General features: G+C 58.9%; 15 protein-coding genes. 13 read left to right on the plus strand and 2 right to left on the minus strand.

Translation table 11 applies throughout. The features are described 5' to 3' along the window. Window positions 1-12: 12 nt before the first annotated feature. The 5 genes from H9646_RS02340 to H9646_RS02360 all read left to right on the plus strand — a co-directional run bounded on the left by H9646_RS02340 (window position 13) and on the right by H9646_RS02360 (window position 5,387). On the plus strand, window positions 13-1,437 hold the full coding sequence (locus H9646_RS02340; RefSeq protein WP_191721703.1) for a DUF389 domain-containing protein: 1,425 nt from the start codon (window positions 13-15) through the stop codon (window positions 1,435-1,437). After that, window positions 1,419-3,467, plus strand: coding sequence for an acetyl-CoA carboxylase biotin carboxylase subunit (locus H9646_RS02345; RefSeq protein ID WP_191721704.1), 2,049 nt, complete (start codon window positions 1,419-1,421; stop codon window positions 3,465-3,467). Before H9646_RS02340 ends, H9646_RS02345 begins: the two co-directional genes overlap by 19 nt. A gap of 202 nt (window positions 3,468-3,669) precedes the next feature. Next, the gene (locus tag H9646_RS02350) at window positions 3,670-4,503 is read left to right on the plus strand and encodes a YdcF family protein (protein WP_191721705.1); all 834 of its coding nucleotides are present in this window, start codon (window positions 3,670-3,672) and stop codon (window positions 4,501-4,503) included. A gap of 104 nt (window positions 4,504-4,607) precedes the next feature. Then, window positions 4,608-5,078, plus strand: coding sequence for a VOC family protein (locus tag H9646_RS02355; protein ID WP_191721706.1), 471 nt, complete (start codon window positions 4,608-4,610; stop codon window positions 5,076-5,078). Between the two features lie 15 nt (window positions 5,079-5,093). Further along, window positions 5,094-5,387, plus strand: a complete 294-nt coding sequence (locus tag H9646_RS02360; RefSeq protein WP_191721707.1) for a YciI family protein — start codon at window positions 5,094-5,096, stop codon at window positions 5,385-5,387. A 128-nt stretch (window positions 5,388-5,515) separates the two neighbouring features. Here H9646_RS02360 and H9646_RS02365 read toward each other — a convergent pair whose 3' ends face one another. Then, window positions 5,516-6,613 carry a porin gene (locus H9646_RS02365; protein ID WP_225213923.1) on the minus strand — a complete coding sequence of 366 codons (1,098 nt, stop codon included), beginning with the start codon at window positions 6,611-6,613 and terminating at the stop codon, window positions 5,516-5,518. Between the two features lie 260 nt (window positions 6,614-6,873). On the opposite strand from H9646_RS02365, the gene H9646_RS02370 reads away from it, so the two are divergent. From H9646_RS02370 to H9646_RS02405, 8 genes are all read left to right on the plus strand, one after another. Beyond that, window positions 6,874-7,764, plus strand: a complete 891-nt coding sequence (locus H9646_RS02370) for an alpha/beta hydrolase (protein WP_191721708.1) — start codon at window positions 6,874-6,876, stop codon at window positions 7,762-7,764. A 119-nt stretch (window positions 7,765-7,883) separates the two neighbouring features. Then, window positions 7,884-9,092: an ABC transporter substrate-binding protein gene (locus tag H9646_RS02375; protein WP_191721709.1), complete on the plus strand. Its 1,209-nt coding sequence runs from the start codon at window positions 7,884-7,886 to the stop codon at window positions 9,090-9,092. A 10-nt stretch (window positions 9,093-9,102) separates the two neighbouring features. Next, window positions 9,103-9,441: a tRNA-binding protein gene (locus H9646_RS02380; RefSeq protein WP_191721710.1), complete on the plus strand. Its 339-nt coding sequence runs from the start codon at window positions 9,103-9,105 to the stop codon at window positions 9,439-9,441. Window positions 9,442-9,453: 12 nt separating this feature from the next. Continuing rightward, window positions 9,454-10,374, plus strand: coding sequence for a branched-chain amino acid ABC transporter permease (locus H9646_RS02385; protein ID WP_191721711.1), 921 nt, complete (start codon window positions 9,454-9,456; stop codon window positions 10,372-10,374). A 161-nt stretch (window positions 10,375-10,535) separates the two neighbouring features. After that, window positions 10,536-11,546 (plus strand): branched-chain amino acid ABC transporter permease, encoded by a 1,011-nt coding sequence (locus H9646_RS02390; RefSeq protein WP_318244899.1) that lies wholly within the window; start codon window positions 10,536-10,538, stop codon window positions 11,544-11,546. After that, a complete protein-coding gene (locus tag H9646_RS02395) occupies window positions 11,546-12,343 on the plus strand; it encodes an ABC transporter ATP-binding protein (protein WP_191721712.1) in 798 nt (265 codons plus the stop codon). Before H9646_RS02390 ends, H9646_RS02395 begins: the two co-directional genes overlap by 1 nt. A gap of 26 nt (window positions 12,344-12,369) precedes the next feature. After that, window positions 12,370-13,101 (plus strand): ABC transporter ATP-binding protein, encoded by a 732-nt coding sequence (locus H9646_RS02400; protein ID WP_225213959.1) that lies wholly within the window; start codon window positions 12,370-12,372, stop codon window positions 13,099-13,101. 116 nt (window positions 13,102-13,217) lie between these two features. After that, window positions 13,218-13,922: an SDR family oxidoreductase gene (locus tag H9646_RS02405; protein WP_191721714.1), complete on the plus strand. Its 705-nt coding sequence runs from the start codon at window positions 13,218-13,220 to the stop codon at window positions 13,920-13,922. Between the two features lie 494 nt (window positions 13,923-14,416). On the opposite strand, the gene H9646_RS02410 is transcribed toward H9646_RS02405, so the two are convergent. Then, window positions 14,417-14,986 carry a DUF1003 domain-containing protein gene (locus H9646_RS02410; protein ID WP_191721715.1) on the minus strand — a complete coding sequence of 190 codons (570 nt, stop codon included), beginning with the start codon at window positions 14,984-14,986 and terminating at the stop codon, window positions 14,417-14,419. Window positions 14,987-15,074: the final 88 nt, after the last annotated feature.

Below are 15,074 nucleotides of genomic sequence, written 5' to 3' on the forward strand. Positions count from 1 at the left end.
AGTGCTGTAGCCATGCGGCCTAAGCTGCTATTTCTGTTCGACCTGCGCAAGGATCAGCAGGATACGAAGGTCATCGACGAAACGGTGCGCATGGGCGCTCAGTTTGGTGGAACCAACCTCTGGGTGCTGTTCTTTGCCATCTTGATTGCCTCCGTGGGGCTCAATACCAACTCCACGGCAGTCATCATCGGCGCGATGCTGATTTCGCCGCTGATGGGGCCGATCGTTGGCATGGGCTACGGCGCAGCGGTGCAAGACCTGGGCCTGATTCGTACGGCAGGCAAAAACCTGGCGATCTTCGTGGTTCTGAGCCTGGTCACTTCGGTGCTGTACTTCACGCTCAGCCCGCTGGAGCAACCTCAGTCAGAGCTGATGGCGCGCACTTTTCCCACCCTGTGGGATGTGCTCATCGCAGCGTTTGGCGGTGCGGCTGGCATGGTGGCGGTCACACGCCGCAGCTATTCCAACATCGTGCCCGGCGTGGCAATCGCAACCGCGCTCATGCCCCCGCTGTGCACTGCAGGCTTTGGTATTGCGCATGGCCGCTGGGACATGTTTGGTGGGGCGTTTTACCTGTTCATCATCAACAGCATGTTCATCGGTGCGTCCACCTTGGCCGTCGCCAAGCTGCTGCGCTTGCCACGGCAGGGGCAGCTGGATGAAGCCACACGCAAGCGCCACCGGCTCATCATCGTGCTGGGCCTGACCGCTGTTCTGGTGCCCAGCGTGTGGATGGCGTACCGCCTGGTGCAGCAAGAAGTGTTTGCCAGCGTGGCAGCGCGTGTGGCCCGTGACCTGGAGGCAGAGCCTAGCAGCCACGTGCTCATGCATGAAGTGGATGCTGGAGCACGCACGCTGCGCCTGATTGTGGTGGGCCGCACTGACGAAGCCCAGCTGCGTGAGCAGGTACAGCGGCGCTTGCTGCGTGACGGACAGGCTAATGTGACTGTGCTGGTGCGCGATGCCGGGGACGATTCGCTCAATGTTGAAAAGCTGCGCAGCGAGCTGCAAGAGGGCGTGAACAAAACGCTGGTCGAGCAAGTCAAGTCCATGGATGCGCAGCTCAAAGCCTTGCAGCAGGATGTGAGCAAAACCCGGGAAAAGACCCTGGCCCTGGCAGAAAAGCCGGCCCCGAAACTGGTGGACGCTCAGGCTCTGCTCCAGGAAGTGCAAGCCCAGCACCCGCTGGTCTGCGCATTGACACTGGCGCAAGGTGAACGTACTGCCAGTGTGACCGAACCGCCCAGGCCCACCAGCGTGGTGATCCTGGACGTGGCCCAACCCTTATCCACGCATGACAAAGACGGGTTACTCCGTTGGCTGGGTGTGCGATTAGATAAATCAGAAGTGCTGTTGATGGAGCGTCCCGAGGCGCGCGCTGTCACTGCCAGAGACAAAAACCGAAGAAAGCAGACAACATGTTCACCAAAATCCTGATTGCCAACCGCGGCGAGATTGCCTGCCGTGTCATTGCTACTGCCCGCAAGATGGGCATCGCCACCGTTGCGGTGTATTCAGACGCCGACAAGGACGCCCGCCACGTCAAGCTGGCTGATGAAGCCGTGCGGATTGGTGCTGCGCCCAGCCGTGAGTCCTATCTGCTGGCAGACAAGATCATTGAGGCTGCCAAGCAAACGGGTGCGCAGGCCATTCATCCGGGTTACGGTTTCCTGAGCGAAAACGAAGCGTTTGCCAAGCGCTGCGAAGAAGAGGGCATTGCCTTTATTGGGCCCAAAGCACATTCCATTGCCGCCATGGGCGACAAAATCGCCTCGAAAAAGCTGGCCAATGCAGCCAATGTCAACACCATTCCCGGCTACAACGACCCCATATCAGGCCCAGAAGCGGCGGTGGAGATTGCCAAGGGCATTGGCTACCCCGTCATGATCAAGGCTTCGGCAGGCGGTGGTGGCAAAGGCCTGCGTGTGGCCTTCAATGACAAGGAAGCCTTTGAAGGCTTTGCCAGCTGCCAGAACGAAGCGCGCAACAGCTTTGGCGACGACCGCATCTTCATCGAAAAATTTGTGCAGGAGCCGCGCCACATTGAAATTCAGGTGCTCGGTGACAGCCATGGCAACGTCATTTACCTGAACGAGCGCGAATGCTCCATCCAGCGCCGCCACCAGAAGGTCATTGAAGAGGCTCCCAGCCCTTTCATCTCGGATGCCACCCGCAAGGCCATGGGCGAGCAGGCTGTAGCCTTGGCCAAAGCGGTGCAGTACCAGTCCGCCGGTACGGTGGAGTTTGTGGTGGGCAAGGACCAGGATTTCTACTTTCTGGAAATGAATACCCGCCTGCAGGTGGAGCACCCCGTCACTGAGTGCATCACAGGACTGGATCTGGTGGAGCAAATGATCCGCGTAGCGGCAGGAGAAAAACTGGCCATCGCGCAAAACCAGGTCAAACGTGACGGCTGGGCCATGGAGTGCCGCATCAATGCCGAAGATCCGTTTCGCAACTTCTTGCCATCAACGGGCCGTCTGGTGCGCTTTAATCCACCAGAGCAAACCATGTGGCAGGCCGACACCGAGCATCTGTACGGTGTCCGCGTAGATACAGGGGTGTACGAGGGCGGCGAAATTCCGATGTTCTACGACTCGATGATTGCCAAGCTGATCGTGCACGGCAAAGACCGCAGCGACGCCATTGCCAAGATGCGTGAAGCTCTCAACGGCTTTGTGATTCGCGGCATCAGCTCCAACATTCCCTTTCAGGCCGCATTGCTGGCGCATCCCAAGTTCCAGTCCGGCGACTTCAACACCGGCTTTATTGCCGAGCACTACGCCCACGGCTTTAACGCCAGCGATGTGCCGCACAGCGATCCAGACTTTCTGGTGGCCCTGGCTGCGCACATGAACCGCCGCTACCGCGCGCGCGCCTCCACCATCAGTGGACAAATGCGTGGCCATGAACTGGTGGTAGACGCCAACTACACCGTGGTGGTGCTTGGCGCACAAGGCCATAACCAGCACTTTGATGCCCAGGTGTCAGACTTTGAATTTGACAGCCGCAAAAGCGTTGTGACGCTCAACGGCAAGCGCTACGAATTTCAAAGCCACAGCGCCATGCGCGAGCTGCGCCTGCAAGGTACATGCAACGGCCAAGCCTTTACCGTGCAGGTCGAGCGCGGTACGCCCAAAAACCCGCTGGCTTTGCGCATTACCCACAACGGCACCCAGATTGATGCTCTGGTGCTGTCGCCCAAGGGGGCACAGCTGCACCAGTTGATGCCTTACAAAGCACCGGCAGACATGTCCAAGTTCTTGCTCTCGCCCATGCCTGGACTGCTGGTCGATGTGACGGTGCAGCCTGGGCAGAAAGTGCAGGCCGGTGAAAAACTGGCCGTCATTGAAGCCATGAAGATGGAGAACATTCTTTTTGCCACGCAAGATGGCGTTGTCAGCAAGGTCAGCGCAGGCAAGGGTGACTCGCTGGCGGTTGACGATGTGATTGTGGAATTTCAATGACCTGAGCAGGCTTGCAGGTGCAGCCACTGCGCTGCGCTTGCACGCGCTGTTGTGCATAACAAACTTGCGCAATGACCATTGCGCAGCATTTCATCGGGCACACTTGCGTGGTTACAAGTGATGACAAAAGCATCGATGCGATGCTTTTCTGTAATCACCATCAAAACCACTTAAAGCGCTCATGGTTGTAGCGCAAGCAGCTATGTATTTGAAAGCCCCCTTGGCCACATTGCCAACCTCTAGCATCGCCAGCCCTGCACAACGGGTGCAGCGCATCCTGCTGTCCCTGGTCAGTGCGGTGCTGCTGCTTGATGCGGGGGTATTGATGGCGCTGCGCCACTTCAATGTGGGCGTGACCGTGCCTGCTGTCTTGGGTACTGCCGGGGCCCTGCTGGCTTGGCAATGGCCGCTTGTGCAGCGCTGGCGCCTCAGCAGGCGCAGCCATGCCAGGCTGTGGAACTGGGGCTGGGCGCTGCTGGCTTTGTGGGTGCTGAGCGTGCTGCTTTTTTGGAGCCGCCTGCTAGGTACTGGCGTGCAGCCTGAGCAAGTGCCACCGGTGGCGGCCATTGTAGTTCTGGGCAGCGGCACCCAAAACGGCCAGCCCCGGCCAGTGCTGGCGGAGCGCCTGGATACTGCTGCACAGCTGGCCCACTTGCAGCCATCGGCCTTGATTGCCGTTTGTGGCGGGGTGGACTGGGGCGAAACCGAAAGTGAAGCGACCGTGATGGCCCGCTATCTGATGGAGCACCACGGGATTGCTGCCGAACGTTTGTTGCTGGAAGGCCAGAGCACCAGCACGGAGCTCAACCTGCAGCTCAGCCGCCCCTTGCTGCAGGCACGCGGCATTGATGCCACAGCCCCCACGGCCATGGTCAGCAGCGACTTTCACCTGATGCGCGCCATGGCCATGGCCCAGCAGCAAGGCTTGACCGGCATGGTGCCGGTGGCCGCTGCCACGCCGCTGGCCACACGCTACAACGCATGGCTGCGCGAGTACTTCGCCATGCTCAGCAGCTGGGTGCTGGGTGAGCTGTAAAGCACAGAAAGCTGCAGTGCGAAATGGCCTTCGATTGATATCAGAAAAATTTGCCTCTAGCCCAATACTTGCAGGCACCAAAGCTATTAACTCAGGAGTACTTCATGACTGCAGCCCTTCGTCCTTTCAAAGTTCTTGGCATTCAGCAGGTCGCTATTGGCGGCACTGACAAGAGCCGAATGAAGAAACTGTGGGTAGATATGCTGGGGCTGGAGCAGACCGGCACCTTTCAGAGTGAACGTGAGAACGTGGACGAAGACATCCTCGCCATGGGCAAAGGTGCGATGAAGGTGGAGGTGGACATCATGCAACCCATGGATATCGACAAAAAACCTGCCGTGCACACCACGCCACTCAACCACATCGGCCTGTGGATCGATGATTTGCCCAAGGCCGTGCAATGGCTTACCGCCCAAGGCGTGCGCTTTGCCCCCGGTGGCATCCGCAAGGGCGCTGCGGGCTACGACATCACTTTTCTTCATCCCAAGAGCAATGACGAATTTCCGATTGCCGGGGAGGGCGTGCTGATTGAGCTGGTGCAAGCGCCTGCCGATGTGATTGCCGCTTTGGGTTAAGCCCGAGGGGTTGCAATGCGCTGGATTGCTATTTTTACGGACACCCCTGCCATGCTGGCAGTACGACAGCAGCAGGGGCAGGCACACCTGGATTTTCTGGCCCGACACAAAACCGAAATTCAGCTGGCTGGAGGCTGCCGCAGCGAGGCCGGAGGTGACTATATCGGCGGTCTGTGGGTGATGGAGGTGCCCAACCGCGCCCGAGCTGTGGCACTGATTGAGCAGGACCCGTATTTTTCAAGCGGTGCACGCCAGTATGAATTGCGCACCTGGGGAAAAGCATTTGAGGGCGAGATGGTTGTGCTGTAAAGACTGCCATGGCATGAGGGGGGGCAAATTTCGTTGCCACCGCGAGCCGTGAGAAGTCTTTTGTGCAATGGCTTGAGGCTTTAGTGCCCATGCATGCACCAGCCATCACAAGGCTTGTGTCAACGGCGCTAAAAGTAGTAGCCCAGCTTGAGTCCTGCCGCTTTGGCAGTGCCAGGCTCAAAATGCGCCATGGGTATGCCGCTGCTAGAGATATCGGTGGCACCCAGACGCTGGTAGCTGACCCATGGCGTGACCTTGATGTGCGCGTTCTGGTAGCTCACGCCTACGGTGTAGCCGGTGCGCCCATTGCTTGGGCGCAATGGGGATAAGGGGTTCTTGCTGCTTTTTTTGTCATACACCAACGCTACAAAACCTGACCACTGTGGCCCGAACTTCTGACCCAGTCCAAGTGTGTAGGTGGTCGAGCTTTGCAGATCTGTGAGACTGCTTCCGTGCGTGGCAGCAGCAAAAGCCTGAGGGCGCAGCTGCAACTGTGCCCAGTCGCTCCAGCGAATCTGCCCAAACAGCAGCGTACTGGGTGTCATGCCGGTTTGCACATCCAGATTAAAACTTTGCGGCGAGGTAGAGTGGGTCGTCGTGGTACCTGCTCCTGCCTGCAGGTTTTCTTGCGTTCTGACCTGGTGCTTGATGGCGGAGTAATAAGTGCCCGCAATGCGAAGCGCCATTTCAGGGCGCTCGTAGCTCATGCCCAGCAAGTAACCGGGTTCGATGCTCGGATGAAAACTCACGCGGTAGCCGTTCAAGGCACCAAAGGCCAGGCCTCCCAAAGCCATATACCCCTCAGAGCGCTGCAGGCGCAGGCCGCCGTGCATCGCCCAGCGTTCATTCCATTGGTAGCGCAGCGCACCCATCAATTCATAGGTGCTGATGCGCGCCTGCGTATCGCCGAACAGGCGTGAATGCTGCCGGCCGTAAGCAATGTCTACCCCAAATGGGCGTGTCACCATCAGCAGCATCGAGGTTTGCGGGGCGATGTTCTGTTTGTAGGCAAAGCCCCATTGCGTGTGGTCTGAGGCGACTTGTCCCGTGGATTGCCCCCACGCATCCGTTCCACGCACCTGGGGGCGAGCGGCATAGGTCTCTACCGAGAGATAGCGGCCCTTTTCAAACAAGGGCGCAATGCTCTGGCCAGTTCTATCGGCTCCAGCGGCTTGCGCGCAGGCGCTCAGCGTCATGGCTGTGCAGGCCAAGCTGGTTTTTGTCATTTGCCAGCCATTCAGCGGCATGCGCATTGCGTGCAAGCTCACAGTATGTAAATAAATGTTTTAAAGAGCGCGCATTGTGCATGCAACAAGCTTTTGCGCAAAGGAGCGTGCGGTTGCAGTGGTCGGGTGAGCATGCTGGGGCTTAACAGATAGGCCGGGCACCAAAAAGCGCAGGCCTCATGTTTTTGTCAGCAAGCGGCACGGGCAGGCCGTATGCTGCGCTCAGTTTTTTGAACGTTTGATGAGTGACACGCCAATCCATGTCCATTGATGCTGCCCAAGCCCATTTCGACCGCCAATACAACGCCCGCGCCAGTGTTCAAGATCCATTGGCGTACATGGCCCGCTACGCCCAAGAAAGCCAGGTGGCGTTTGCGCTGCCGGGGGCCGTGCGCAATCAGCGCTACAGCCCCAGAGAGACGGATGTTTTAGACATTTATCTGCCACAAACGCTTGCTGCATCAGCGCAGGCAGCACCTGTCTTTATATTCATTCACGGAGGCTACTGGCGCGCACTCAGCAAGAACGATTCGGCCTTCATGGCTCCGGCGTTGACGCAAGCAGGGGCCTTGGTGGTGGTGCCAGATTACGATCTGGCCCCCTCAGTCACACTTGACCACATCGTTGATCAGATGCGTCAGGCCTTTGCGTGGGTGGTGCGCAATATCGCCATCTACGGCGGTGATGCGCGCAACATCTGCGTGTGCGGCAGCTCGGCGGGCGGTCAACTGGCAGGCATGCTGCTGGCCAAGGGCTGGCAGGAAGACTATGACTTGCCGCCCAGCGCCACGCCTGCATCGGCCTTCCCTTTGAGCGGGCTGTTTGATCTGCAGCCACTGCTGACCACGCACATCAACGCATGGATGGGCATGGATGACGCCGCCGCCATGCGCAACAGCCCCCGGTTTTTGCTGCCAGACAGCAGCACCCACGGCCAGTGCCAGCTGTGCGTGGCCTGCGGCGAGTTTGAAAGCAGTGAGTTTCAGCGCCAATCCCGTGAGTATCTGGCCGCATGGCAGGCGCGCTGCTTGCAAGGCCAGTGGGTACAAGCCCCGGCCACCAACCATTTTGATTTGCCGCTGCAACTGGCAGACCCTGCCTCCAGCGTGCATCGGGCTGCACTGGAACTCATGGGCCTGGCGCAAGCCTAGGTGTTGCATCTGCACCAACAGCCATGGCATTGCTCCTCAAAAATGCTGCGCCTGTGTAGGCTTGCGCCCGCACGCATGCAGCTTCCCTGCACCACCACACACCAACTATTCGTTCAGACATGACCACCTTTGCCGCCTTGCGCCCCCATTCAAGCATTTGTGCTCTCCGTGCCATCGCTGTTGCAGCAAGCTGTGTGGCTGCCCCCTGGGCCCTGGCCGCAGAACCGATCAAAGTGGGTGTGGCACTGGATATTTCAGGCCCCTTTGCAGGCCCCGGTGCAGAAATTCGCGATGGCTTGAATCTGGCTGCCAAGCAACTGGGCAACAAACTGGGGGGCGTGCCGGCTCAATTCATTCAGGCCGACACCGCTGGCAACCCCGAAACCGCGCGCCAGGTGGCCGACCGCTTTATCAAGCGCGACAAGGTCGATTTTTTCACCGGCCCCGTAGGCTCCAATGTGGTCTTGGCCGTGGGCCCCGGCTTGTTTGCGGCCAAAGTGCCATTTCTTTCTGCCAACCCCGGCCCCAGTCAGCTGGCTGGCGCGCAGTGCAACCCGTACTTTTTTGGCACCAGCTACCAAAACGATGCCATGCACGAGGCCGCTGGCCAGCACGCTGCCAGCAAGGGCTACAAAAAAGTGGTGGTACTGGCCCCCAATTACCCGGCAGGCAAAGATGCAGTCAATGGCTTTAAGCGCGCCTACAAGCAGCCTGTGGCTGATGAAATCTACACCCGTGTTGGCCAGCTGGACTTTGCCGCAGAGCTGGCCCAGCTGCGCGCAGCCAAGCCCGATGCCATCTACATCTTTCAGCCAGGTGGCATGGGCATCAACTTCATCAAGCAGTTCATGGGTGCGGGCCTGAACAAAGACATCGTCTTGATCTCTTCGCCGTTTACTGCCGACCAGGACATCATTGCTGCAGTGGGCGAACCGATGGTGGGCATCTACAACGCCTCGTCGTATGCGCACGATCTGGACAACGCTGCCAACAAAAAGTTTGTGGCCGAGTTTCAGAAATCCTACAACCGCCTGCCCACGCTGTACGCGGCCTTTGCCTATGACGTGGTGATGAACCTGGATGCCGCCGTGAAAGCCGTGGGTGGCAATCTGCAAGACAAGGCTGCCGTGGCCAAGGCCATCAAGACTGCCAAGTTCGACTCGGTGCGCGGCAACGTCAGCTACGGCAACAACCAGTTTCTGGTGCAGGACTATTACCTGCGTCAGGTCGTAAAAACCAAGGACGGCCAGATCACCAACGCCTTGCAGCCCGGCAAACTGTTCACTGCCCACCAAGACAGCTACGCCGCCCAGTGCGCCATGAAGTAAAGAGCACTCGATGCAGCAGATTGAATGGAATGACTTCACCCGCGTAGAACTGCGTGTGGGACGCATTGTGGCGGCCGAAGTTTTTGCCCAGGCGCGCAAGCCGGCGTATGTGCTGCAGGTGGACTTTGGCCCTGCGCTGGGCATCAAAAAGTCCAGCGCGCAAATCACCCACCACTACAGCCCTGAAAGCCTGATTGGCAAACAGGTCGTGGCGGTGGTGAATTTTCCTAAAAAGCAGATTGGCCCCGTCATGTCGGAATGTCTGGTCACCGGCTTTCACGACGAAAACGGTGGTGTGGTCCTGTGCGTGCCAGACCAGGCGGTGCCGCTGGGCACCAAGCTGCTGTAAAGACCCTCGTTCATGGATGCAGTTTTTCTTTTCGAACAGGCCCTGAACGGTCTGGGCTACGGCTTGATGCTGTTTTTGCTGGCCGCCGGGCTGACGCTGGTGTTCGGCATCATGGACACGCTCAATCTGGCCCACGGCTCAATGTTCATGGCCGGGGGGTACATCTCGGCCTCGGTGCATACGCAAACAGGCTCATTCACGCTGGCGGTTGCTGTGGGCATTGTGGCCACGGTTGCTTTGGCTGCGGTGCTAGAGGCAGTGCTGGTGCGCAAGCTCTATGTGCGTGACCACCTCTCGCAGGTGCTGGCCACCTTTGGCGTGGTCTTGGTGGCCGACGATGTGGCCAAGTACCTCTGGGGGCCATCGCCCATCATGGCACCCACGCCGTCGGCACTGTCGGGGGCGGTGCAGCTGTTCGGCTTTTTGCCATACCCCTCGTACCGGCTGCTGATACTGGCTGCAGGTCTGGGTGCTGCGCTGGCGCTTTATGCACTGGTCAATCACACGCGCCTGGGCATGTGGGTACGCGCCGGGGCATCTAACCGCGCCATGGCCCAGTGGATGGGTATTCGTGTCAACCGCGTATTTGCCGTGGTGTTTGCGGTGGGTGCGGCCCTGGCAGCGCTCGCTGGCGCGCTCTTGGCGCCCATTAGCGCGGTACAGGTGGGCATGGGCGAGAGCATTTTGATTCCCGCGCTGGTGGTCATTGTGATTGGCGGCATTGGCTCTATCCGTGGTGCCCTGGTGGCCAGTTTGCTGGTGGGTCTGGTCGACACCGCTGGCCGCGCCTTGCTGCCACCGTTGCTGCGCGAGGTGCTCAGCCCATCTTTGGCCGCTGACATTGGCCCCGCCGTGGCCAGCATCTCCATGTATGTGCTGATGGCTGGCGTGCTGGTGTTCAAACCCTCTGGCCTGTTCCCCGCCCGTGCTTAATACCGCCCCAAACAAGCCAAACCTAGCTGCCACCGCAGTGTGCAGCCTGCAGCGTTGCACCGCAAAGCCATTGCGCATGTGTGGTGGGCGCAGCAGTTTTCGCCGTCTTGGTCACCGTATGAATCACTGTATGGATTGCCGTTTTTTCTCCCGTGCCTGCCGTGTCTGATTCTTCCCCATCCATTTCTTCTGCACCGCCGCCACTGGCCGCCGCTGCCGTTTCCAGTCGCACCAGCTACGCGGTGCTGGCTGTTGTTGTGCTGGCACTGGCAGCCTTTCCGTGGCTTGCCCCCATGCTGGATCTGGATTACTACGTGGACTTTGTGCGCCGCATCCTCATCGTCAGCATGGCTGCGCTCAGCCTTAACTTCTTGATTGGGCGTGCCGGGCTGGTGGCCCTGGGCCATGCAGGCTTTGTGGGGGTTGGGGCCTACGCCGTGGTTGCCATGGTGGAGGGCGGCTTTCACAACGCCTGGCTCATCTGGCTGGTGGCCGCCGTGGCGGGCACTGCAGTGTCTGCACTCATGGGCCTGATTGCACTGCGCACACGGGGCGTTTACTTCCTGATGATTACGCTGGCCTTTGCCCAGATGCTGTATTACCTGGCCGTGTCGCTGCGCGCCTTTGGGGGTGACGATGGCTACAACCTCTACAGCCCGCTGCTTTTGTTCAAAGCCGAAGAGGGCGATGTGATTGCACAGGGCAACTGGCTGTTTTACCTTGTGCTGCTGGCAGTCACCGCAGTGTTTTTGCTGTTTTCGCGCATCGAGCGTTCGTACTTTGGCCGTGCGCTGCAAGGCATTCGTGACAATGAAACACGCATGCAGGCCATGGGCTACCCCACCTTCCGCCTCAAGTTGCTGGCCTTTGCGCTGGCAGGTGGCGTTGCCAGTCTGGCCGGTGCGCTGCTGGCTACGCAAAACGGGTTTGTCAGCCCTTCACTCATGCACTGGACGCAGTCTGCGCTGCTGATCGTGATGGTGGTGGTTGGCGGCATTGGCCTGAAATGGGGCGCACCGCTGGGTGTGGTGGTGTGGGGCACGCTGGAAGAAGTACTCAAGCAAAGCACCGACTACTGGCACGCCCCCATGGGGTTGCTGCTGATTGCCGTGGTCTTTCTGGCCCCGCGTGGGCTGTCTGCCTTGCTGGCCCCCAAGAAGGCGGGGCACTGATGCTGCGCATACAAGGCCTGCTCAAACGCTTTGGCGCACTGACCGCCACCGACCATGTCGATCTGGACGTGCGCCCCGGAGAAATTCACGCCCTCATTGGCCCCAATGGCGCTGGCAAATCCACGCTGGTGCATCTGATCTCGGGCCTGCTGCCCGCAGACGGCGGCTCAATCGAGCTCGATGGGCAAGAGTTGATTAACCAGCCCCCGCACCAGCGCGTGGCCGCAGGCCTGTCGCGCTGCTTTCAGATAACCAGCATCTTTGCGCAGCTGACCGTGGCAGAAAACCTGCTGCTGGCTGTGCAAGCGCACCACAGCAACAGCTTTCGCTGGTTCAAGCAGCGTGACAAAGATGCCCAGCTCAAAACGCTGGCCTGGGATTTGGCCCAGCGCGTGCAACTGCAAGAGCGCTGGAACACGGTGGCAGGCACCTTGCCCCACGGCGCGCAGCGCAAGCTGGATGTGGCCCTGGCCATTGCCGCCAGCCCCAAACTCTTGCTGCTGGACGAACCCATGGCTGGCATGGGCCCCGCAGAATCGGCCGAAATGCTTGAACTTATTGAGCAATTGCGCCGCAGCGATGCCGGGCGCATGGCCATCTTGCTCATAGAGCACGATATGGACGCCGTGTTCCAGCTGGCAGACCGCATCACCGTGCTGGTCTACGGCAAAGTGCTTGCCCAGGGCAGCGCGGCAGAGATTCAGGCCGACCCCCGTGTGCAGGCCGTGTACCTGGGGCAAGAAGAAGATGCACACCACCCAGAACCAGCAGCACAACAAGCAGAGGGCACGGTATGAGCACCCACAGCGAAACCGGCACACCTTTGCTGGAAGTGCGCGGCATTGAAGCGGGCTACGGCGCCAGTCAGGTGCTGTTTGGTGTGAGCCTGACCATTGAGCCGCACCAGGTCGTCAGCCTGATGGGGCGCAACGGCATGGGCAAATCCACCACCATCAAATGCATCACCGGTGCGCTGCCCGTGCGCAAAGGGCAGATCTTGTTTGAGGGGCGCGATATCACCAATCTGCCCGCCGACGCCATTGCGCGGCTGGGCATTGCCATCGTCCCCGAAGGGCGGCAGTGCTTTCCCAACCTCACGGTGCGTGAGCATCTGGTGGCCTTTGCTCGCCATCCATCACGTCCACCTGCCAAGTCACCAGCAGCAGCGCTGCCTGCACAGGCTGCACAGGCTGCACCTTGGGATTTGGCCAGAATTTATGAGCTGTTCCCCCGCCTCAAAGAGCGTGAGCACCATATGGGCAATCAATTGTCTGGTGGCGAGCAGCAAATGCTGGCGATTGGGCGGGCCTTATCGACGAATCCCAAGCTGTTGATTTTGGATGAGGCAACCGAAGGGCTGGCTCCGGTGATTCGGGAAGAGATCTGGAAGTGTTTGCAGCAGTTGAAGGCTGAGGGCCAGACGGTTCTGGTTGTAGACAAGTATTTATTTCAAATATCAAAAATAGCTGAAAAACACGCTATTTTTGAAAAAGGAAAAATCATCTGGAATGGGTGTTCAATTCAATTGGAAGACAATTTATGGCATCTCCAATAGAGCAGAAATCACATCCCATTTATCTTGATAAAGGCATTGATGCCTGTCTTGCACATCAGCAAAACTATCGTCAGCGATGATTCCTATTCTGTTGGATACAGCTCATAGCAAAAAAGATGAAAACAATTAAAACCGCCATCATCATCGCCGGTGGCTCCGGCATGGGCGCAGCCGCTGCCCGCAAACTTGCTGCTGACGGTTACCACGTCGGCATTCTTTCCTCGTCTGGCAAAGGCGAAGCGCTGGCCCTGGAGCTGGGTGGCGTGGGCGTTACCGGCAGCAACCAGAATCAGGCAGATATTCAAAAGCTGGCCGATCTGGTGATGCAGTGCTGGGGCCGGGTGGATGTGCTGGTGAACTCAGCTGGCAAAGGGCCGCGAGCGCCCATTCTGGAATTGACCGATGCCGACTGGCATGCAGGACTGGATGCTTACCTGCTCAACATCGTGCGCGCAGCGCGGGTGGTAACGCCCATCATGGTCAAGCAGGGTGGCGGGGCGATTGTCAATATCTCAACCGCATGGGCGTTTGAGCCGGCGGATTTGTTCCCCACCTCTGCCGTGTCGCGCGCGGGGCTGGCCAGCTTTACCAAACTGTTTGTGGATGAGTACGGCCGCCACAACGTGCGCATGAACAATGTGCTGCCGGGCTGGATCAACAGCCTGCCCGAAAAAGAAGAGCGCCGCGCCGCCGTGCCCATGCAGCGTTACGGCACGGTGCAAGAAATTGCCGCAACCATTGCCTTTTTGGCCAGTGAAGGCGGCGCATATATCAACGGCCAGAACATTCGGGTGGATGGCGGCTTGATGCGCTCGGTTTAAGCGCTGCAGATTGCTTGGTTCGCCGCAGCCAGAGCGAGGCTGCGGTGCTTGCAGTGGCAACTAAAACGGCAGCGGCAGACATTGGTCATTGCCAGTACTGATTAATTAATGAGCACTTAGTGCTTGCCCCTGCTTGTTTTCAGCATGTTTTATATCTAAGAACAAGCACTGGTAAGCGCTGATAGCTCACTTTATAAGAAGTCTGCTCTTTAATGCACCAAAGGCTTGTTGCAGGTTACGTGTTTGCAAAAGTGCATGGGTGCATGGGTGCATGGGTGCATGGGTGCATGGGTGCATGGGTGCATGCATGCGTGAATGCGTACGTGACTGTGCAACTGTAAAAAAGCGCGGTAGCGCAACCGCGCTGCGCAGCCGCCAGCTTCTCGCCACCTATCTGTTCTGCACGCCGGGCCGATCACAGGCACTAGAAACAAGAACATGGCTGGTGCTCGGCAAACCAGCAATGTGTGCGCAGTGGCTGGCGTTGCTGGCGCTTAACTGGGTTGCTGCGGGCTGTTGCGCTGGTCCACGATGCTGGTGAGCAGGTGCAACTGCTCGCGCTGCAGTGCAATCAGCTCGTTCCACTGGTTGTTTTGCAGCTGGTCGATTTTGTCGTGCAGCATCATGATTTCAAGCTCTGCTTTGAGGTTGACTTCGTAGTCATGTGCACTGTGTGCGCGGTCTTTGTCGGCCTGGCGGTTTTGCGCCATCAAGATGACGGGGGCCTGTATGGCGGCCAGCATGGACAGCACCAGATTGAGCAAAATAAAGGGGTAGGGGTCAAAAGTGTGACCCTGCCACGCCAGTAGCAGCACGTTGGCGCTGACCCAGAGCAGCATGGTGACGACAAACAGGATCACAAACTTCCACGAGCCGCCAAAGCCCGCAACGGCATCAGCGGCGCGCTCGCCAAAGGTGCTTTGCGCGCGGTCCAGATCCTGGATGATGTTGCGCGAAATATGTCGGCGGTGGGTGATGTGCTCTACCACCTTGCGGGCGCGGACATCAAGTTGATTCAGTGAATCGGTAGGCTGGGCAGAAGGCGCAGTGTCTTTGCTGTGCATGAAGATTCGTCCTAGGTGCGCGGTGGCTGAAAAGGTGCCCGGCTTGTGCGTGCAGTGCAGCGAGGGCGGGCGGGCACAGCGCACATGC

The sequence above is a fragment of the Comamonas avium genome (assembly GCF_014836675.1).
Taxonomy (GTDB): Bacteria; Pseudomonadota; Gammaproteobacteria; order Burkholderiales; family Burkholderiaceae_C; genus Comamonas; species Comamonas avium.

Bases quoted from the DNA above. Each gene is read 5' to 3' on its own strand.
- H9646_RS02340 (WP_191721703.1), top strand. From the start codon at position 13: ATGCGGCCTAAGCTGCTATTTCTGTTCGACCTGCGCAAGGATCAGCAG.
- H9646_RS02345 (WP_191721704.1), top strand. From the start codon at position 1,419: ATGTTCACCAAAATCCTGATTGCCAACCGCGGCGAGATTGCCTGCCGT.
- H9646_RS02350 (WP_191721705.1), top strand. From the start codon at position 3,670: ATGTATTTGAAAGCCCCCTTGGCCACATTGCCAACCTCTAGCATCGCC.
- H9646_RS02355 (WP_191721706.1), top strand. From the start codon at position 4,608: ATGACTGCAGCCCTTCGTCCTTTCAAAGTTCTTGGCATTCAGCAGGTC.
- H9646_RS02360 (WP_191721707.1), top strand. From the start codon at position 5,094: ATGCGCTGGATTGCTATTTTTACGGACACCCCTGCCATGCTGGCAGTA.
- H9646_RS02365 (WP_225213923.1), bottom strand. From the start codon at position 6,613: ATGACAAAAACCAGCTTGGCCTGCACAGCCATGACGCTGAGCGCCTGC.
- H9646_RS02370 (WP_191721708.1), top strand. From the start codon at position 6,874: ATGTCCATTGATGCTGCCCAAGCCCATTTCGACCGCCAATACAACGCC.
- H9646_RS02375 (WP_191721709.1), top strand. From the start codon at position 7,884: ATGACCACCTTTGCCGCCTTGCGCCCCCATTCAAGCATTTGTGCTCTC.
- H9646_RS02380 (WP_191721710.1), top strand. From the start codon at position 9,103: ATGCAGCAGATTGAATGGAATGACTTCACCCGCGTAGAACTGCGTGTG.
- H9646_RS02385 (WP_191721711.1), top strand. From the start codon at position 9,454: ATGGATGCAGTTTTTCTTTTCGAACAGGCCCTGAACGGTCTGGGCTAC.
- H9646_RS02395 (WP_191721712.1), top strand. From the start codon at position 11,546: ATGCTGCGCATACAAGGCCTGCTCAAACGCTTTGGCGCACTGACCGCC.
- H9646_RS02405 (WP_191721714.1), top strand. From the start codon at position 13,218: ATGAAAACAATTAAAACCGCCATCATCATCGCCGGTGGCTCCGGCATG.
- H9646_RS02410 (WP_191721715.1), bottom strand. From the start codon at position 14,986: ATGCACAGCAAAGACACTGCGCCTTCTGCCCAGCCTACCGATTCACTG.